Annotated in this window: 22 protein-coding genes; 11 read left to right on the forward strand and 11 right to left on the reverse strand. The window is 35.6% G+C overall.

Annotated elements, in window-relative coordinates; translation table 11 throughout:
- Window positions 1–18 precede the first annotated feature (18 nt).
- The 4 genes from AC07UM_RS05665 to AC07UM_RS05680 form a co-directional block, all read right to left on the reverse strand.
- The gene (locus AC07UM_RS05665) at window positions 19–792 is read right to left on the reverse strand and encodes a ParA family protein (protein WP_103231733.1); all 774 of its coding nucleotides are present in this window, start codon (window positions 790–792) and stop codon (window positions 19–21) included.
- Window positions 793–956: 164 nt separating this feature from the next.
- Window positions 957–1,805, reverse strand: coding sequence for an energy transducer TonB (locus tag AC07UM_RS05670; RefSeq protein WP_494684788.1), 849 nt, complete (start codon window positions 1,803–1,805; stop codon window positions 957–959).
- 252 nt (window positions 1,806–2,057) lie between these two features.
- A complete protein-coding gene (locus tag AC07UM_RS05675; protein WP_494684789.1) occupies window positions 2,058–2,345 on the reverse strand; it encodes a hypothetical protein in 288 nt (95 codons plus the stop codon).
- A gap of 227 nt (window positions 2,346–2,572) precedes the next feature.
- On the reverse strand, window positions 2,573–3,859 hold the full coding sequence (locus AC07UM_RS05680) for an adenylosuccinate synthase (protein WP_494684790.1): 1,287 nt from the start codon (window positions 3,857–3,859) through the stop codon (window positions 2,573–2,575).
- Between the two features lie 169 nt (window positions 3,860–4,028).
- Here AC07UM_RS05680 and AC07UM_RS05685 point away from each other — a divergent pair, with 169 nt between their 5' ends.
- From AC07UM_RS05685 to AC07UM_RS05705, 5 genes are all read left to right on the forward strand, one after another.
- Entirely contained in the window at window positions 4,029–4,640 is a 612-nt protein-coding gene (locus AC07UM_RS05685; RefSeq protein WP_494684791.1) for a hypothetical protein, read from the forward strand.
- Between the two features lie 26 nt (window positions 4,641–4,666).
- Window positions 4,667–5,065, forward strand: coding sequence for a hypothetical protein (locus tag AC07UM_RS05690; protein WP_494684792.1), 399 nt, complete (start codon window positions 4,667–4,669; stop codon window positions 5,063–5,065).
- Between the two features lie 63 nt (window positions 5,066–5,128).
- On the forward strand, window positions 5,129–6,052 hold the full coding sequence (locus AC07UM_RS05695) for an alpha/beta fold hydrolase (RefSeq protein WP_494684793.1): 924 nt from the start codon (window positions 5,129–5,131) through the stop codon (window positions 6,050–6,052).
- A 44-nt stretch (window positions 6,053–6,096) separates the two neighbouring features.
- Window positions 6,097–6,642, forward strand: coding sequence for an AAA family ATPase (locus AC07UM_RS05700; protein WP_494684794.1), 546 nt, complete (start codon window positions 6,097–6,099; stop codon window positions 6,640–6,642).
- Window positions 6,643–6,765: 123 nt separating this feature from the next.
- Window positions 6,766–7,284 (forward strand): HEAT repeat domain-containing protein, encoded by a 519-nt coding sequence (locus tag AC07UM_RS05705; RefSeq protein WP_494684795.1) that lies wholly within the window; start codon window positions 6,766–6,768, stop codon window positions 7,282–7,284.
- A 188-nt stretch (window positions 7,285–7,472) separates the two neighbouring features.
- Here AC07UM_RS05705 and AC07UM_RS05710 read toward each other — a convergent pair whose 3' ends face one another.
- The gene (locus tag AC07UM_RS05710; protein WP_494684796.1) at window positions 7,473–9,062 is read right to left on the reverse strand and encodes an ABC-F family ATP-binding cassette domain-containing protein; all 1,590 of its coding nucleotides are present in this window, start codon (window positions 9,060–9,062) and stop codon (window positions 7,473–7,475) included.
- A gap of 195 nt (window positions 9,063–9,257) precedes the next feature.
- Between AC07UM_RS05710 and AC07UM_RS05715 the strand changes: the two genes are divergently transcribed.
- From AC07UM_RS05715 to AC07UM_RS05740, 6 genes are all read left to right on the forward strand, one after another.
- Window positions 9,258–9,812, forward strand: a complete 555-nt coding sequence (locus AC07UM_RS05715) for a phosphoribosyltransferase (protein WP_103231740.1) — start codon at window positions 9,258–9,260, stop codon at window positions 9,810–9,812.
- 148 nt (window positions 9,813–9,960) lie between these two features.
- Entirely contained in the window at window positions 9,961–10,539 is a 579-nt protein-coding gene (locus AC07UM_RS05720) for an adenylate kinase (RefSeq protein WP_103231741.1), read from the forward strand.
- A gap of 63 nt (window positions 10,540–10,602) precedes the next feature.
- Complete coding sequence (gene obgE, locus AC07UM_RS05725; RefSeq protein ID WP_103231742.1) at window positions 10,603–11,586, forward strand: GTPase ObgE; 984 nt, start codon at window positions 10,603–10,605, stop codon at window positions 11,584–11,586.
- A 354-nt stretch (window positions 11,587–11,940) separates the two neighbouring features.
- Window positions 11,941–12,432 (forward strand): DUF6438 domain-containing protein, encoded by a 492-nt coding sequence (locus tag AC07UM_RS05730; RefSeq protein WP_494684797.1) that lies wholly within the window; start codon window positions 11,941–11,943, stop codon window positions 12,430–12,432.
- Window positions 12,433–12,526: 94 nt separating this feature from the next.
- A complete protein-coding gene (locus AC07UM_RS05735) occupies window positions 12,527–13,171 on the forward strand; it encodes a porin family protein (protein ID WP_494684798.1) in 645 nt (214 codons plus the stop codon).
- A gap of 180 nt (window positions 13,172–13,351) precedes the next feature.
- A complete protein-coding gene (locus AC07UM_RS05740; protein WP_494684799.1) occupies window positions 13,352–14,656 on the forward strand; it encodes a DEAD/DEAH box helicase in 1,305 nt (434 codons plus the stop codon).
- 63 nt (window positions 14,657–14,719) lie between these two features.
- Here the strand turns inward: AC07UM_RS05740 and AC07UM_RS05745 are convergent, their stop codons facing one another.
- From AC07UM_RS05745 to AC07UM_RS05770, 6 genes are all read right to left on the reverse strand, one after another.
- The gene (locus AC07UM_RS05745) at window positions 14,720–15,481 is read right to left on the reverse strand and encodes a TatD family hydrolase (RefSeq protein WP_494684800.1); all 762 of its coding nucleotides are present in this window, start codon (window positions 15,479–15,481) and stop codon (window positions 14,720–14,722) included.
- A gap of 5 nt (window positions 15,482–15,486) precedes the next feature.
- Window positions 15,487–16,014: a DUF4269 domain-containing protein gene (locus AC07UM_RS05750; protein WP_494684801.1), complete on the reverse strand. Its 528-nt coding sequence runs from the start codon at window positions 16,012–16,014 to the stop codon at window positions 15,487–15,489.
- Entirely contained in the window at window positions 16,015–16,965 is a 951-nt protein-coding gene (locus tag AC07UM_RS05755; RefSeq protein ID WP_494684802.1) for a GSCFA domain-containing protein, read from the reverse strand.
- 73 nt (window positions 16,966–17,038) lie between these two features.
- A complete protein-coding gene (locus AC07UM_RS05760; protein ID WP_494684803.1) occupies window positions 17,039–18,010 on the reverse strand; it encodes a polyprenyl synthetase family protein in 972 nt (323 codons plus the stop codon).
- A 101-nt stretch (window positions 18,011–18,111) separates the two neighbouring features.
- A complete protein-coding gene (locus AC07UM_RS05765; RefSeq protein ID WP_494684804.1) occupies window positions 18,112–19,254 on the reverse strand; it encodes an inorganic phosphate transporter in 1,143 nt (380 codons plus the stop codon).
- 13 nt (window positions 19,255–19,267) lie between these two features.
- Window positions 19,268–19,906 carry a DUF47 domain-containing protein gene (locus tag AC07UM_RS05770; RefSeq protein WP_109738784.1) on the reverse strand — a complete coding sequence of 213 codons (639 nt, stop codon included), beginning with the start codon at window positions 19,904–19,906 and terminating at the stop codon, window positions 19,268–19,270.
- Window positions 19,907–19,917 lie beyond the last annotated feature (11 nt).

Here is a 19,917-nt window from a genome sequence, read left to right on the forward strand (position 1 = left end):
TGCCCATTTATTATTAATTTAGTTCTTTATTAAGTTTTCATTTCTCAAAAGAACTTCTTCAGCTAACTGAATATACTGAACAGCTCCTTTGCTTTCGGCATCATAATTCAGGATACTTTCTCCAAAACTTGGTGCTTCACTCAACCTTACGTTTCTGCTGATAATGGTTTCAAAAACCATTTCCGGGAAATGCAGGTTCACTTCTTCCACGACCTGGTTTGATAGTCTTAAACGGCTGTCATACATCGTTAAAAGAAGGCCTTCTATTCCCAGATCTTTATTGTGGATCTTCTGAACATTTTTCACGGTGTTCAAAAGTTTCCCAAGTCCTTCTAATGCAAAGTACTCACACTGGATCGGAATGATTACAGAATCTGCTGCAGTAAGAGCATTTACAGTAATAAGACCTAAGCTCGGCGCACAATCGATGATGATATAGTCATAATCGTCTCTTACGCTGGCGAGTGCTTTTTTCAGCATATATTCACGGTCCTCCTTATCTACCAACTCAATTTCCGCAGCGACCAAATCGATGTGTGACGGAATAATATCAAGGTTCGGAGTGGCAGTTCTTTTGATACAAACTCTTGTATCCGCACTGTGCTCCAGTAGATTATATGTAGAATACTGAACATCTTCCACCCCCAGACCGGATGTAGCATTCGCCTGAGGATCAGCATCAATGATCAATATTTTTTTCTCCAATACTCCTAATGCTGCTGCCAAATTTACGGCTGTGGTCGTTTTACCAACACCTCCTTTTTGATTAGCAATACCTATGATTTTTGCCATTATTAGAACTTTAAGTTTCAAAAATACACTTTTTTCTTTGCTCTCGGTGAGTGGAGAAAATCAAAATTGAGTTAAAATATTGTTAATAAGCAATTTAACAATAAAAAAAATTATCCACAAAAAAAATTCTTTGTGGATAACTATTTTAAATTTGTCTTTCCGTATTAATTATCAAACTTCATTGAGATTGGAAATTTGAAATAACTTCTTACGAATTCTCCTTTTTTGTTTTTGGCAGGAATCCATTTTCCTTTGCTTGAGATGTTTTTGATTGTTCTCATGGCCTCACTATTAAAATCGGCGTTGGTTCCATTAGCTTTTACCCCTGAAATTGTTCCGTCCATTTCTACAATAAAGGTAACTGTCGTTTTTACAACATCTTCTGATTCAAATCCTGAACCATCGAAGTTGTTCATTACTTTATTTCTGAAGGAGTCTATTCCTCCTGTAAAATTAGCTTCTACCCCAAGTTCTCCAGATTCTGCAATTTTATTTTTATCTACGGGCTCAGAAATTACTGGTGGAGGCGTATTGATTACAGGCCCTGTCCCTACTGATACATTGGGAACATTTGGTGTATTAGGTATTACCGTTTCTCCTTTAAAGTTGTTTGCAAAACCTGCGACAGCATCATCAGGAATGGGATCTTTTTTCACGTTATCCTGAGCTGTACTCGATGGTGTAGGCACTGTGCTGTCAAATGTTTTCGCATTTGAAGCGACTTCAGGCTTTACCGGAGTAATTTTCACAGGTGGCGCAACCGGATCTTCGGGAATTAATACTGGTGGAGGAAGTACATAGCCTCCATCTGTTATGGTGTCTGTTGTTTTGAATGCAGAAATCACAAAAGGTGTAATGGATACTGCGGCCATTAAACTTGCGCCTATAAAAAGGGCTTTGGTTAATATTCTATCTGATTCGGTTCTTAACGCATAGGCACCATATTCTTTATTGCGGTGCTCAAAGAGAACCTCGTTAAAACGAAATTCCTGGTTTTGATTATGTTGTTTCATCACTACTACTATTTAAACTGTTAAAAATTTTGATTATTAGTTTGATTAGTTCTTATCGATAAGCATTGTTTCAATAACAAAACATCTGCCAAAATTTTATCAAAACAACATAATATTAGAAAATTTTATGATAATGTTTAAACTTTAACATTTTCAAACAGAAAATCTATACAAGAAAACCGTAGTATTTTTTATAAAAATAAATAGGAATAGAGACACTTAAACAATTGAGCGGTAACAAAGTACTGAACATTATATAAGTAAAAGAAGAAGCGTAAGCGGTATTAATACTCCCACAGCATTAATAACAATCAAAATGATAGAACTGATCTTTGTTTTTGAATAACTTTTAGCAGCAAAATACATGGCTCCTATACTAAAAATCAAGCTGCAGATAATAAACAGAATCAGTAGAAAATCTGAACTTACATTTAATGGCAGGCCTAAGTAAGCAATAATCAAAACAGCATATGCAATGGTAAAATATAAACTGATCACGATATTGTCTAGAAAACGCTGGGGTATTTTATTTTCTTCCATTGGATTAAAATTAATATTAAATATAAGGATTTCAATATATAAAGATTTTAAAAGTATGCAAAAATTCAAAACTGGAATGTTCTGCTAAAAATCTTTTTAGATTGTGCTCTTTACTCACCCCTTGTCAAGGTTTTAAACCTTGACAAGGGGTTATAAGCCGATAAAAATTTAGACAAAAAAAGAGACCATCAAATGATGATCTCTCTATTATTTATAATCTAAGAAAATTAGAATAATTCTTTTCTGATGATGTTCTGACTTCTTTCAGGACCTACAGAAACTAAGTATACATTGATTCCTAAATATTTCTCAATAAACTCAATGTACTTCTGAGCATTGTCAGGAAGTTCATCATAGCTTCTTGCTTTTGTAATATCTTCTTCCCAACCTGGTAACTCCTGGTAGATGGACTCGTAGTTGTATAATTTTTCTGTAGATGAAGTGAAATAATCAATTATTTTTCCATCTTCAGTTTTGTAATGCGTAACGATTTTAAGGTTTTCAATTCCTGTAAGAACGTCAAGCTTAGTAATCACAAGATTGTTGATCCCGTTGATCATACAAGCATGCTTTAAAGAAACAAGGTCTAACCAACCTGTTCTTCTTGGTCTCCCTGTAGTCGCTCCGAATTCACCACCGATCTGTCTGATTTTTTCACCCAGTTCGTTATCTAATTCAGATGGGAAAGGTCCGTTTCCTACTCTTGTACAATATGCTTTTGCTACCCCAATTAAGTTCTGAAGTGAAGTTGGCGGAACACCAGCTCCTGTACAAACTCCTCCTGTAGACGGAGAAGATGAAGTTACGTATGGATAAGTACCGAAGTCAATATCCAACATCAACGCTTGTGCTCCTTCGAATAATACGTTTTTACCGTCTCTGATCGCTTCGTTCAGCTCTAATTCAGTATCAACGATTCTGTCCTGAAGCTGTTTTCCGATTGCTAAATATTCGTTGTAGATTTCTTCAACGTCTAACGTTGGTTTTCCGTAATATTTTTCAAAAAGAGAATTCTTAACTTTTAAGTTTTTCTCAATTTTATCTCTTAAAATTTCAGGATTTAAAAGGTCTACCATTCTGATCCCGATTCTTGCAATTTTATCTTCATAACAAGGTCCGATTCCTTTTTTGGTAGTTCCAATCTGAGTTCCTCCGTGTTCCTCTTCACGGTAAGTATCCAAAAGGATGTGGTAAGGCATGATAACATGCGCTCTTCTGCTGATAAAGATGTGATCTGTTCTCAAGCCTTTGCTCTCGATCTGACCAACTTCTCTAATAAAAGACTTAGGGTTTACCACTACTCCGTTCGCAATGATACATTTCCCTTTGCATTGAAGAACTCCTGAAGGAAGAAGGTGCAAAACGAATTTTTCTTCACCCACATACACCGTGTGACCAGCGTTGTCTCCACCCTGGAAACGTACTACATAGTCCGATTTAGCCGATAAAACATCCGTGATTTTTCCTTTGCCTTCATCTCCGTACTGAAGACCTACAACTACATAAGTTGACATATTTTACTTTTGTTTTTAGATTCGTGCAAAATTACTTTTAAAAAATTGGGTGGGCAAATTTGAGGGGGATTTTATTTTTGGGTTGGGGTGAAAATCATGAGGCGTAAAATGCTAAAAACAAAGTATCAATAAGATTTATTCTGTATTATTGTATTTATAAAAAACTAAAATGCAGCCCAATTCTACCGAAGACTTCATTAAAATAGCCAGAGACCATTTATTAAAAACCATTGGGAATGATGTAGATATTATAGAAGAATATGTAGAAGATCTTGACGATCTGTTTCTGTTCTTTTATCAATCTAAAAAATTTCTGGAAACAAGAGATGACCGCTATATGCTGATTGGACAAGGCCCCATGTTTATTATAAAAAAAGACTGTAGAATCATCGATTACGGAAGTGTATGGGGAGATAAAACAGCACATATCGACTTAATCAATAAACTTAATAAGGAAAGATTAATAAGAATATTCTATAAAGATTATGATATTTGGAATGATTATTATGTGCGAGACATAAGTTACAACCTAATTATCAATAAGATTCATGAAGAAGATGAGGATGGAGTTATTTCAATACTGCTGAAAAATAAAATTCAATACTCCCTTACTAATGAAAATAAAGAATATTCCTATTATTACTACAATAAGGAACAACTTCAAAAGAAATTCAAAAAATTGCCACTAAATCTGGGTAATCATTTTTACAATCATCTTCCTGATGTTCTTATTGAATTGATTAACAATCATCCATATTGTGACTTTACACTTTCTGAGTAAGTTTTAATATAATATCCCTTATTCCAATGAAAAACATTTATCTATTTATTTTTATACTTATTCTGGGAACTTCTTTGAGTTTTTCACCCAACAGAATTGAAAGCCGAAAATATAAACTAACCGGAAAAATAGTAAGTGATATTTCTCTTCCTCCTGGTTGTGGATATATTGCTTATGCTACTATGATAGAGTTTGAAATTATTAATTCAAATATAAATAACTACCCAGATAAAAAAATTCCTATTATAGTAAAATGTCCTGAGTTTTATGGAGATCACTTTTTTGAAAAAGATAAAATTTACACATTACAACTCATTGATAAAAGCCAGACTAATTTTGGTTGGACCATAACAAATTTAAGTGTAGAAAAGAAATATAATCTGGATAAAAGATTATGGGCAATATCAATTAAAAAAGAGGAATAGTTTCTGTTAATTCAAAAACCTTTTTTTATTCCCTATCTTTGATTAGCATCTAAACAAACTCTTATGCCAATACCCCAAACATCAGCATACCTCCCATCAAAAACAAACAGCGACTCCCAGCTTTTCTACACTCTGTTTTCGCCCGAAACACCAAAAGCTACCTTATTAATGGTTCACGGCATGCAGGAGCACAGCGGAAGATATGCAGAAATTGCAGCATATTTTGCAGCTCATGGGATTGCTGTATTGACGTATGACCACCTGGGACATGGAAAATCTGTCAAAGAGAAAAAAGATATTGGTTTCTTCCAGCTTGAAAAACCGGACGAAAGACTTGTGGCAGATGCAGCAATGATGGCAGATCATCTTGCAGAGCAGTATCCGGAAGTTCCCCATTTTATTTTGGGGCATTCTATGGGATCTTTTATTACCCGTTGCCTTCTTCAAAAGGCAAGCAGGAAGTTTGCAGGAGCCATCATTACAGGAACCGGTGGCCCCTTACCGGGAATAGATTTGTTAAGAGTGTATTTATCATTAACCAATGCCATTGCTCCTCATCATCGTACTTTCTTGAATTCTGTTTTTACGAGCGTCAATAACAAGCATTTTAAAAAAGATAAAGATTTCAGTGATACCAGCTGGCTCAGTGTAAATCCTAAAAACAGAAAAGCTTTTGAGCAGGATGAGCTTTGTGGAATTCCTTTCACTCATAACGCTTTTTATACTTTATTCACGATTTATAAAAGGGCTACGGCAAAAAATTGGGCTGCTTCTATTTCTCAATCTTTTCCCTTCCTTTTTGTAAGCGGGCAGAATGATCCAATCGGTGATTTTGGAAAAGGGGTGATGCATACAGTGGATAATTTAAAAGCTGACGGCTTTCAAAATGTAGAGGTAAAGATCTATCCGGAAATGCGTCATGAGATTCTGAATGAGGAAATACGGGAAGAGGTACTGAAGGAAATTTATAATTGGATGTTAAAATAGTAAGGGCTCCCACAGGTCATACAGATTCATAAATTAACAAAACCATGAGAATACATATTTTCGGGGCGTCGGGTTCCGGGGTGACTACTTTAGGAAAAGCATTGTCTGAGAAACTCAATCTTGAATACTTAGACAGTGATGATTTTTTCTGGCTTAAAACCCAAATTCCTTTTACAGAAAGGCAACATCCAGAAATAAGGAATGCCATTGTTTCGGATACGCTTCATACTGCTGAAAGCTGGATTTTCGGCGGTTCAATCATTCATTGGGGTAAAAATGTATTTCCTGCATTCGATCTGATTATATTCCTCTACCTTCCTCCTAAAGTAAGAATGGAAAGACTGAGAAAAAGAGAACATGAAAGATATGGAGAGGAAATTATCAATGATCCGAAAAGATCCAAAAAATTCCAGGAGTTTATGGATTGGGCTAACGATTATGACCACAATACCGGCATTGCTAACAGAACTTTAAAAGCTCATCTTGAATGGCTTTCTTCTATAAATACACCTTTGATTGAAATCTCAGGCGATTATGAACTCCATCAAAAAATGGATATTATTCTTGATAAAATAAAACAGGGAAATTAACAGGTGAAATAGGGATTGCTTTATGAACCATGCTCGAAAGCTTCCTGCTTTTGCTTGCAATGACTAGTGTTTTCAAAAGGAATTGTTATTTTAGGACACTGAAAAAATCAAAAATCAATCACAATGACCTTAGAAGAACTTATCAAAGACAAGACTGTAAAAACAAAAGAGAAGGTTGACATCATCAGCAAATGGATTATTGATACTTCTCTACCGACGGATGAGCTTATCGCTTTTTCCGAAAAATCAAAAGACCCTGTAAAAGCAACCTGCATAGAAGCATTGGAATATGCCACCAAACAAAATCCCAATCTTGCAGATGAAACCGTATTTTCTTTTGTCACTAAAACCCTTACTGAAAAAGCACCCAGAATACAATGGGAAAGTGCCAAAGTGATAGGCAACACGGCTCATTTGTTCCCTGAAAATCTGGATCAGGCCATCACCAACCTTCTTGGCAATACGGAACATGAGGGAACTGTGGTACGCTGGAGTGCTGCATTTGCATTGGGAGAAATTGTAAAATTGAAAACAAATCATAATACAACGCTACTTCCTGCTCTTGAAAATATTAGTGAGAAGGAAGAGAAAAACAGTATCAAAAAGATTTATCTTGATGTGATTAAGAAAACGAAGAAATAATCTTTTAAATTCATAGAAAATAAAACCCTGGAAATTGATTTCCAGGGTTTTTTAATAATAGATTTTGGCTAAAGCCAATGGATTTTTATTGATATTGAAGACGGGCTAAAGCCCGCCTCTATTGAATATTTCCCACATTATACATTATACATTATACATTATACATTATACATTATACAAACAACCACTTAGCCCAGTATCAATTCCCGATCAATCCCAATCTCTTCCAGAAAAACTTCATCGTGAGAAATGACTAGCAATGTTCCATGATAATCTTTGATGGAATGGGTGAGAATTTCTACGTTTTGAAGATCTAAATTATTCGTTGGTTCATCAAGAATAATCATATCGGGGGCTTTGTTGCTGATTGAAAGCCCACAGAGAAGCAGCCGCAAACGTTCTCCTCCACTCAGTGCACCACATTTCTTGTCCCAGGTATCTTTCCCAAACAAAAATCTGGACAATAACGTTTTCACTTCAGACTCCTGCCATCCATTATCATTAAAAGTCTGGGCAAAATCATAGAGGGTTGAGTCATTATCAATCAGAGAATATTCCTGATCAATATACATACTGTTGAATGCTGCTCTGGTTATTTTTCCTTCGGAAGGCTCAGTATTTCCCAGCAGCAGCTTTATCAGAGTGGTCTTTCCTGAACCGTTTGAACCTTTGATTAAGATTCTGTCTCCGCTTCGGATCTCAAGATCGAGATTTTCTTTCCAAAGTTCTTCTTTTCCATAACTGAAATTAATATTCTCAGCCGCAATCAGAATCTTTCCTGAATGCAGACTGGAATCATTAAAATTCACTTTCATCCGGTCAGAATTCTTTACTGTAGAGCGCAGATCTCTCAAATCTCCGGAGATCCCACTGATTCTCTCTGCATGAACGCTTTTCAGTTTTGATGTATTTTTTTCAGCATTGTTCCGCAGCGTATTCATCATAATTCTCGCTACTCCGGATTTTTCTTGCTTTTGCTTTCCTTTTGCATCCAGTTTCTGCTTGCGTTCCAGAGTCTCTCTTTCTTTCTCTTTTGCTTTTTTCAATGCCCGTTCTTTTGCATGGATATCATTATGTAAGGCTTCCATCTCCACTTCCTTTTGTTCTGCATAGAAATCATAGTTTCCACCATAAGCTGCAATTCCCTGATTGCTTAACTCAAATATGGCATCAACAAGATTGAGCAAAGTTCTGTCATGGCTTACGATAACAACGGTGGCATCTGTTTTATCAATAAGATCGTATAATAACTTTCTTCCTTCAAGATCCAGATGATTGGTCGGTTCATCCAATATGATGATATCTGGCTGGCAGATCTGAATTCCCGCCAGAAAAACCTTGGTCTTCTGGCCGCCACTCAAGCCTTCCAGTTTCTGGGTTAATTCAACATTGTCAAGTCCCCAATGCTCCAATGCCTGCTGACATCGTTCTTCAATGTCCCAATCGTCATTGAGCATTTCAAAATAAATTTCATCTACCTCTCCATTAGTAATTTTTTGGAGCGCGTACAACTTTTGATCTATTTTCAAACATTCGGCGACGGTAAGATGATTACAGTTTCCAAACATTTGAGGAACATAAAAAATATCACCACTAATGTTCGTATCTCCGCTTAGAGGCTGTATTTCGTTCGCAATAATTTTCAGCAAGGTAGATTTTCCCATGCCGTTGCTTCCCACCAAAGCTGATTTGGTGTGAGATTGTATTGTTAAATTGATATGATTCAATAGAAGATTTCCTCCCGGAAACCCAAAGGATATATTTTGCAGTAAAATCATGATTTCTTTCTTAATAACAGTTAAACACCAATAACACCAGGGTTATCGTTTGATCCAATCTGAAAGAAATTATATCCTACATGTCTGTATTTTTGGGTTTTGAAAGAACAAAGATAGCACAAATCAAGGATTAAACACAAAAAGATTTTATTCAAAATTCAAAAATCCGTAACTTTGCCTCCTACTAAAAATTTTATGGATAGCATTAGAGTTCACGACAAAAATTTCGTTCCTTATTTAACGGATACCGAAATTCAGGAAATTGTAAAAGAGACAGCGTTAAGAATTTATGAAGATTACAAGGATGAAGTTCCTGTTTTCATTGGAGTTTTAAATGGGGTTGTTATGTTCTTCTCGGATCTTTTAAAATATTACCCAGGGGAATGCGAAATTGCCTTTATTCAAATGAGTTCTTATGTAGGAACTGAATCTACAGGGATCGTTTACCAGAAAATGGAACTTACTAAGGATGTAAGAGACCGTCACATCATTCTTGTAGAAGATATTGTAGATACAGGAAACACAGTGGAGAGTCTTTTCAAATATTTTAAAGAGACACAACGTCCTAAATCTGTAAAACTGGCAAGTTTCCTATTGAAACCTGAGATTTACAAGAAAGATTTCAAACTGGATTATATCGGGAAAGAAATACCTAATAAATTTGTACTTGGATACGGACTTGATTATGATGAATTAGGAAGAAACCTTCCCAATTTATATCAGTTGGAAGACGGACAAATCAACCATTAAGTGCTGTTGGCTATTAGCTGATAGCTTTTAGCTTAAATTATATAAAGAAATAAATTTAATAATAACTTAAAAAAGCTGAAAGCAAAAAGCAACCGCCAAAAGCCATGAGCCGGAAGCAAAATGCCAATTGTCCAAGCGTATCAAAATTATGATAAACATTGTTCTGTTCGGCCCTCCAGGAAGTGGAAAAGGAACACAAGCTCAAAATCTAATCGAGAAATTCAATTTAAAACAGGTTTCAACAGGTGATCTTTTCAGATACAATATGAAAAATGACACTGAACTTGGAAAACTGGCTAAGTCATACATCGATAAGGGAGAATTGGTTCCGGATCAGGTAACAACAGATATGCTGATCGATGAGATCAAAAAGCCTACCGATACCAACGGTTTTATTTTTGATGGATATCCAAGAACTACTGCTCAGACGGAAGCTTTGGAAAATATCGTTAAAGAAGTACTGAATGATAAGATCGATATCTGTCTTTCATTGGTAGTAGAGGATACAATTTTGGTTGAAAGACTTCTGAAAAGAGGTGAAACCAGCGGAAGATCAGACGACAGCAATGTAGAGATCATCGAAAACAGAATAAAAGAATATTATACTAAAACAGCGGAAGTAGCCGAGCTTTATAAGCAGCAGGGGAAATATGTAGAAGTAAATGGCGTAGGGGAAATTAATGAGATTTCCCAAAAGCTTTTCGCTGAAGTAGAGAAAATTAAATAATCGAGATTCGGGTTACGGGATTCAAATTGTATCCCCCAGCTTGCAGCTCGCAACACAAACTATATGTCTAACTTTGTAGATTACGTAAAAATCCATTGTAAAAGCGGACACGGAGGTGCTGGTTCTGCCCACCTTCGCCGTGAAAAGTATATTCCTAAAGGAGGTCCTGACGGAGGTGACGGTGGTCGTGGCGGACACGTCATCATGAGAGGAAATGCTCAGGAATGGACTTTACTTCCACTTCGATATACCCGTCACATAAAAGCTGAACGTGGTGAAAACGGAGCAAAAAACCAGCTGACCGGAGCTGACGGTTCTGATATTTATATCGATGTTCCTATTGGGAGTATCGCTAAAAATGAAGAAGGTGAAATTATCGGAGAAATCCTTGAGGACAAGCAGGAAATTATTTTGATGCAAGGGGGAAAAGGAGGAAAAGGAAACGAACATTTCAAATCCTCTACCAATCAGACTCCAAGATATGCTCAACCCGGAATGGATGGCGAAGAAGGCTATGTTGTTTTCGAGCTTAAAATTTTGGCGGATGTAGGACTTGTTGGGTTTCCCAATGCAGGAAAATCTACACTTTTAGCTTCTGTCTCTGCAGCAAAACCAAAAATTGCTAATTACGCCTTTACCACCCTGACTCCTAACCTTGGAATCGTGGATTACAGAAATTACAAATCTTTTGTAATGGCTGATATTCCCGGGATCATTGAAGGGGCTGCGGAAGGAAAAGGTTTAGGGCACAGATTCCTTAGACATATTGAAAGAAACTCTATCCTGTTATTTTTGATTCCTTCTGATTCTGAAGATCATTTCAACGAATTTAAAATTCTGGAAAATGAGCTGAAGGAGTACAATCCTGAATTGTTGGATAAGGATTTCATTGTTTCCGTTTCAAAATCTGATCTTTTGGATGATGAGCTTAAAAAGGAAATCGCAGCAGAATTCCCGGAAAATAAACAGCCATTATTCTTCTCAGGTGTTACCGGAGAAGGGCTTATGGAGCTTAAGGATGCTATCTGGAAACAATTGCACGGATAGAAAAATACATTGATTCATCAGTTATACTTCACAAAAAATATAATTGCATCATAAAAAACAGCCTTGGGAGAACCTGAGGCTGTTTTTCTTTATAAAACTAACCGTATTTTTTTACCATCCAATATTTTAAACCATTAAGAAAGATTTAAGAAATAAAGTATAGTTAAGATGAATCATTCTGATTTTTAAGCTTAAAGCGAAGCTTATTCTTAATGCCCTTAACATCTCCATCTAATCTTAATGATTCAAATAAAAATTTAAACAGATTTGTCCTTTTATATTTAACATAAAAACAAAAGAAGATTTTATCTTTTGGAACAATTATTGGGACACCCTTTCAAATTGAAAAAAACTATGAAATATTTGCTAGCCATTTGTGCATTTGTATTTTTAACATCTTGTACAACTTCTCAAAAAGTAAATTCAAAATATACTAAAATTGAATATCAAGCCACCCCCTGCTTTGGATTCTGTCCTGTTTTTAAAATAACAATCAACCCTGATAGAACAGCTGTTTTTGAAGCAGAACATTTCAACTTCAATGACAAACCTTCAAAAGATGCGTTTTCCCAACCTCGTGAAGGAACTTTTAAAGGTACTATCAAAGAAAAAGACTATAATAAACTGATCAGTTTACTGGATGGGTTAAACGTAAAAAGTTTAGATGATAAATATGGAAAAAGAAATATCACAGATCTTTCAACTTCTTATTTAAGAATTAGTTTTGCAGATGGTACACAAAAAAATGTAGAAGATTATGGAAAACGTGGTAGTGAAAAGCTGTCTGAAGTCTATCATTTTTTTGAAGACTTAAGAAAAAATCAACAATGGACTAAGATCCAATAGTTCTATTTAAAATATTTAAATTATTTTTATGCGATAATTCCTTCATTTTGGAGGAATTATTTTTTAAAAACAATAATCAATTAATTCAAAAAACATGAAAAAAAATTTTTTTTTCGTCTTATTACTTGCTGCTACAGCTTTTATGAATGCACAAACTCAACAATCAACAAGAACGGAATCCTCTGTAAGCTTTGGAGTGAAAGGAGGATATTCTTTATCCAGCATGAAGTTTTTTGATGAAAAACTGGATTCAAAATCGTATTTCTATGCAGGTATTGTGGCTGAGCAACCTTTATCGCCTAAATTTGGATTACAGGCTGAAATTCTTTATACTCAGTTAGGAGGTAAAATTGTATATCCTGCAGTAGCCATAGTAGGAAATGAAGTTGTGAATGCAGGAAATATGACATTCGAGTATCGTCTTAATCAGATTCAGGTTCCTATTTCTGCAAAGTATTATATTATTCCTAATCTTTCTGCTTCTGCAGGGATGAACTTTGGATTTAACATTTCAACAAAAGCAGAAGCCAGCAATGCTATTACCGGGACTGAGAAAAGAAATTATGATGGAATAAAAACATTAAATCTTTTTCCATTTCTGGGTGCAGAATACAAGATCAATGATAAGTTCTTTGTGGACGCAAGATATAATTTTAATTTTATAGAAATCAATAAAGGAAACGGTGTTCCTGTAAAAGTAGGCTTTCTACAGGCTGGTGTAGGCTATAAATTTAAATAGTTTCTATTTCCTAATAACAAGACAAATGACTGCTCATATCTGGGTAGTCATTTCTATTTTTCAAGGGTACATAAGTCTAAAAAGCAGGAATGAATTATTTAAAAATATTTAAACTACCTTTGCAAAATGTAATTCTTTCAGACTGAAGGAATTTTTATTTAAAATTTTAAAATAATTCATTTGAATTTTACAGACTTAAACTTAATAGAACCTATTGCAAAAGCAATCCAGGAGCAGGGATACACGACTCCTACTCCTATCCAGGAAAGATCTATTCCCGATATCTTAGAAGGCAGAGACTTTCTAGGCTGTGCACAAACGGGAACAGGAAAGACGGCTGCTTTTTCTATTCCTATTCTACAGAATTTATCCAAAAATAAAATTCCCAATAAACATATAAAAGCATTAATCCTTACGCCTACCAGAGAATTGGCGATTCAGATTGAGGAAAACATTAATGCTTACGGTAAATATCTTCCATTAAAACAACTCGTTATCTTTGGAGGAGTAAAGCAGGGAAATCAGGAAGCTGCTCTAAGAAAAGGAATTGATATTCTGGTAGCAACACCAGGAAGACTTCTTGACTTTATTGCTCAGGGAATCATCAGTTTGAAAAATATTGAAATCTTTGTTCTTGATGAAGCAGACAGAATGCTTGATATGGGATTTGTACACGATGTAAAAAGAATCATCAAACTTTTACCACAAAGAAGACAGACTTTATTTTTCTCAGCAACGATGCCGGTAGAAATTCAGAAGCTGGCAAATTCTATCCTTAATAATCCAGTAAAAGTAGAGGTTACTCCTGTTTCTTCTACCGCAGATACAATCAAACAGTCGGTTTATTTTGTTGAAAAAGAAAATAAGCTGGATTTATTGACCCACATTCTTGAAAATGATATTTCAGACTCGGTACTTGTATTTTCAAGAACGAAACACGGTGCTGATAAAATTGCCAGAAAACTTCAGAAAGACAATATTTCGGCTGAAGCCATTCACGGTAATAAATCACAGAATGCGAGACAAAATGCTTTGAACAACTTTAAATCCGGAAAAACAAGAATTCTTGTCGCCACGGATATTGCCGCACGAGGAATTGATATTGATGAATTGAAGTTCGTGATCAATTTTGAGCTTTCTGATGTTTCCGAAACGTATGTACACAGAATCGGAAGAACAGGAAGAGCCGGAGCTGAAGGTAATTCTATATCTTTTGTAGACGGACTTGATCTTTTGAATCTAAAGAATACGGAAAAACTGATCGGAAAGAAAATTTCTGTCATCAAAGAACACCCTTTCCACACGGATAATCTGGTTGCGCAGAAAAGAGACTCCAACAACAAACCTGCTCAGGGTGGAGATAGACCAAGAACATCCAATAGCAGTAATTCCAGGCCCAATAACAACCGTAAGAAGCCATCTTCTTCAACATCTTCAACGGGGTTAAAAAAGCCTAAGAATAAGAATTTCACAAGAAAAAAATAAATAAAAATCCCTTTTCAAAAACTGAAAAGGGATTTTTATTTATCTTAAAGTTTAAAACTTTTATTATTTAAAAAGATTCTTTGCATTGTCCGTTGTGATACGGTCTATCTCAGAAAAGTCTTTTCCATAAATATCTACCAGTTTTCCGGCTACGAGATCAAGATAAGAGCTTTCGTTTCTTTTCCCTCTATGAGGAACCGGAGCGAGGTAAGGCGAGTCTGTTTCCAGAACAATTTTATCCAACGGAATTTCATTCAGGAACTGATCTATTTTCCCGTTTTTAAAGGTCACTACTCCACCGATTCCTAAAATGAAATTAAGGTCGATAGCGTGTTGTGCCTGTTCCAGATTTCCTGAAAAACAATGGAAGATTCCTCTCAGTTTTGGATGCTTTTTTCTTTCTAAAACCTCGAAGGTCTCATCAAAGCTTTCTCTTGTATGAATCACGATTGGAAGATCTTTTTCTATCGCCCAGTCAATCTGCTGTTCAAAAGCTTTCGCCTGAATATCCAATGTTGTTTTATCCCAATACAGATCGATTCCGATCTCTCCTATCGCAGGAAAATGTCTCTGATCAAGATAATTTTTAACGATCTCAAGTTCTTTTTCCCATGATTCCGGTTTTACATAACAAGGATGTAATCCCATCATGGAAAAAATCTGTCCCGGATAATCTGTTTCCAGCTGCAACATTTTCTCATGAGATTCAGAGTCGATGGCAGGAAGATAGAATTCTGTAATTCCTTTATCTAAAGCTCTCTGAATAGCTTCTTTTCTGTCTTCATCAAATTCTTCTGCGTATAGATGTGTATGTGTATCAATCATTTTATTTAAAATTTCAATAGATCTTCATAAGGATTTTCAAGTCCCAGCAATATTCCGAAAGCAGGTTCTGTCTTTACTCCTTGTTTCTTAAGCTCTATTATTTTTTGTTTAAATTCTTCTCCTTTTTCCTGTAATATTTTGTACTCAGCAACCATATGAAGATATGCGTTTTGCTGTGTTGTAGGCTTATTTTGTCCGAAAATTTCAATGGGAAAATCTCCCAGCATAAAGTTTAATGTAATGCATTTTTCGCCATTTATGATCGGATATTCAACTTTCGTTTCAACATCGTAAGGAATAAACCGGTTAAACATTAAATCATCCAGAAAGTCTTCTTCAAATCTTAAATCCACCTCACAAATAATATCCAGATCACTTCCTTCAATATCAATTTCAATAGGAACAGTTCCTGCTAAAATTGGAGAATAATCCTTCAATTTCTCAAAAAAACGATGTTTTGTAAGAATATAATAAGCTTTTTTCTGCCTTTCATTTCCGTCTTTCAGATAGTCGATTCTGGTAAAATCAAGCATTTAAAATATTTTATGTTTTACTTTCTTGCGCTGGTTTTCAATCCTCTGGTCAAGCTTTTCTCTGAATTCGATAAACTTTGGATCTTTTTTATCACTGGTTTTATGCTCCAGAGCCTTCATGATCTTGAAGTTTTCTTTGATAAAATTCTGGGTATCTACTGAAAAGTAGGCATTTCCAAATTTTTCAAAAATATAATTAACCGCCTGGGTACTGGGATGAATCATGTCTTCTTTATAAAAACGATAATCCCGGAGATCATCCATTAATATCTCATAGACAGGCAGATAATGACAGTCTTCAAACATAGAAATAGATTCATGAATAGCGGTGATCAGTTTGGATTTGCTTAACTGATTTTCAACCATTCCATCTTTCGTATGCCTTACAGGTGAAACGGTAAAAAGGATCTGTACTCCTTCTTTACAAATATCTTTAAGATCCAGAATCGTCTGATATATTGAGCTTGTCAATTCCTGATGGGAAAGCAGTCTTTTTTCAAAGAATTTCTGCGGAATTTTGTGGCAGTTGGCAACGAGTTTATTCTTGGGTAGAAACTCATAGATAAATGAAGAACCGTACGTAATAATAATCCAGTCTGCTTCCTGAAGAAAAGCATTTCCAGCTTCAATATCTCCATTAATTTTATCTAAGGTCTGATGAATATACCGGGTATCAAAACTGGTGTGATGATCCAGAGAAATGTATTCTTCATTGTAGATGATCAGCTCCTCTTCTGCATAAAACGCAGAGTCATGTAATCGATTTACTGCGTTATTGATGGAAAAAGGATTAAAAATCGTCCCAAAAGGATTATTGAGGGTCTGAAGTTGTCCGTCTTGCAATAAATCAGTCATTTCAGAGGCAAAACATGAACCTATTGAAAATATTTTATCTTCAATCTCAATCTTCTTTTCTGATGCCGGAATATCAACTTCTGTTCTGAATTTCATTGTATAGGGATTAGATTGCAGAGAATAGGTCGCAGGTAAATTGCTGCCTGCCACCTACCCTCTGCTACCTATATTAACTTTCTCTTCTCAACAAATAATTTGCCAGTTCGATAAAAGGTTTTTTCTTTTCTTCCGGAACATCTATTTTCTGAAGATAGCTTTGTCCGATTTCATTGTGTTTTTCAATCAAACGTAAAGCTTTATCATCTACTTTTGTTCTTCTGAAAATCTTTTCTACTCCGTAGACCTTATCAACGTTTTCAGTTTTTTTAGAATACCAGTAATCCAGTTCTTTCCTTTCTTCATCGGTAGCATGTTCTCTTGCCAGCAGATACAGAACGGTTTTTTTGTTTTCGTATATATCTCCGGCATGTTTTTTTCCAAACTGTGCCTGATCACCAAATACATCAAGATAATCATCCATGATCTGGAATGCAATTCCGATGTGCTTTCCAAAGTTGAAAATGGCTTTGGCATCTTTAAAATCAGCTTTTGCAATCAAAGCTCCAATCTCAAATGAAGAAGCACTCAGAACTCCTGTTTTATAAGTAATCATTCTGATATAATCGTCGAAAGTAACGTCTTCCTGAGTCTCAAAATTGATATCATACTGCTGCCCTTCACATAATAGAAGTCCTGTGTGGGTAAAAATTCTGATACATGCTTTGAAGATTTCAGGTTCAAGATCTTCAAAAAATTTATAAGCTTTAAGCATCAGTCCGTCTCCGGAAAGAATTCCCACATTCAGACCATGTAAAGTATGGATGGTAGGCTTATTTCTTCTTAAAGGAGCTTCATCCATAATATCATCATGGATCAGCGTAAAATTATGGAAAAACTCAATAGCCAATGCTGGCTTGATTGCCTGCTTAAGATCTCCACCGAACATCTCACAAGCCATCAGCACCATAATAGGACGAAGACGTTTCCCGCCATGGGAAATAATATAGTTCATCGGGTCATACAACTCCGAAGGCTTATCTTTAAAAGTATATTTAGTGATGGCATCTGCAACAATCTGCTGGTATCTGTCTAAAAATTCCATAAAATCTTATAATTTGAACAAAAATACGACTTTTCAAGGCTTTATAAAATAAAAAACTTTGCCCAAATGGACAAAGTTTATATAATTATATGATTTGTTTTTTAAAAAAGGAATGTTACCACAAGATAGGTAACAGCTGCTACTATTGCAGAGATTGGAATTGTTAATACCCAAGCCCAAAGAAGGCTTACGGTAATCCCCCATCTTACTGCTGAAATTCTCTTCGTTAATCCTACCCCGATGATAGAACCCGTGATGGTATGGGTAGTAGATACAGGAATACCAAAGTGGTCTGTAATGAATAGGGTAATAGCCCCTGCCGTTTCTGCACTTACACCTTCTAATGAGGTTACTTTCGTAATCTTGGTACCCATTGTTTTGATGATCTTCCATCCACCGCTCATTGTCCCTAAAGCAATGGCAATAAATGAAACTAGAGGAACCCAAATATAGTGTTGAGCAAAATAATCAAAACGTCCTGCGGAAGGAATATTCAAATACTGTGCATCCTGAAGCATATTAACGTGATAATAAATTACCGCTGCTCCAATGATTCCCATTACTTTCTGAGCATCATTCAAACCATGTCCTAAACTAAACAGTGCTGATGAAACCAACTGCAATCTTTTGAAAGATTTGTCTGCTTTGTGTGGATTTGATTTTTTATAAAGGTGTACAATAATTAATGTAATAATGATGGAGATAATCATCCCTATGATCGGTGCCATGAAAATGAACAGGAAGATAGGAATAACTTTATCAAACTTTACCACCCCCTGATGAGTTACCTGGCTGAAAGCTTCTTTAATAGTCTCCCACATCCCAAGCTCCGGCTGTGCTGCAGCTACTGCATTATAATCCATCATGAAAGCATGCATAAGAGCAGCCCCTAAGAAACCTCCAATCAGCGTATGTGATGATGATGAAGGGATCCCGAACCACCATGTCAAAAGGTTCCAGGCAATAGCAGCTATAAGACCTGAAAATATAACCTCAAGAGTGATAAAATTCTCATTAACTGTTTTGGCAATTGTATTACCAATTTTGAATTCTCCAATAATATAAGCAGCAATAAAGAATGCTGCAAAATTCCAAAGCGCCGCCCAAAGTACAGCCTGGAATGGAGTTAAAACTTTTGTAGAAACTATAGTTGCAATTGAGTTGGCTGCATCATGGAAACCATTGATATAATCGAAGATCAGAGCCAGCGCAATAATAACTATAAGTAAAATCGGAAATTCCATTTTTTGCTATGTATTAGGCGTATTTAATCATGATGTTCTCAATTGTATTGGCAACATCTTCTGCTTTGTCAGTTACAATTTCAAGATAGTTTAATACAGATGAAACTTTAATGATGTTGATGGCATCATTGGTTTCAAATAATTCTACCATTGAATTGGAAAGCAAATCGTCAGCAATATTCTCAATAGAGTTCACCTTAATACAAGCTTCTTTCACCTGCTCCATGTTTTTGAACCCTTTAAGGTTTTTCATTGCATTCTGAATTTCAAGACATGCTTTGTGGATCAATAAAGAGAAGTCTGAATAAGCCTTCAGCTCAGGTGATTTGTACAGGAAAATATATTTTGTGGAAGCGTAGATATAATCAGCGATATCATCCAATCCTGTTGCCAATGTGTGGATATCCTCACGGTCAAAAGGTGTAATGAAGTTTTTCCCTAATTCTACGAAAATTTCGTGAGTAAGTTCATCATTCTTGTGTTCGAAGTCGCTCATTTTCTTCAACATTGAGTCGTCATTAAGATCGAAATCCTTGATTCCTGCGTTGAAGTCTTCTGACATTGCAACTAGATTTTCAGTTACTTTTTCGAAAAGTACAAAGAAGATTTTATCTTTGGGTTGAAAAGCGTGGAAAATATTACCAATTCCCATTTTTTAGTATT

This window comes from Chryseobacterium sp. GW821-FHT04C04, assembly GCF_059420365.1.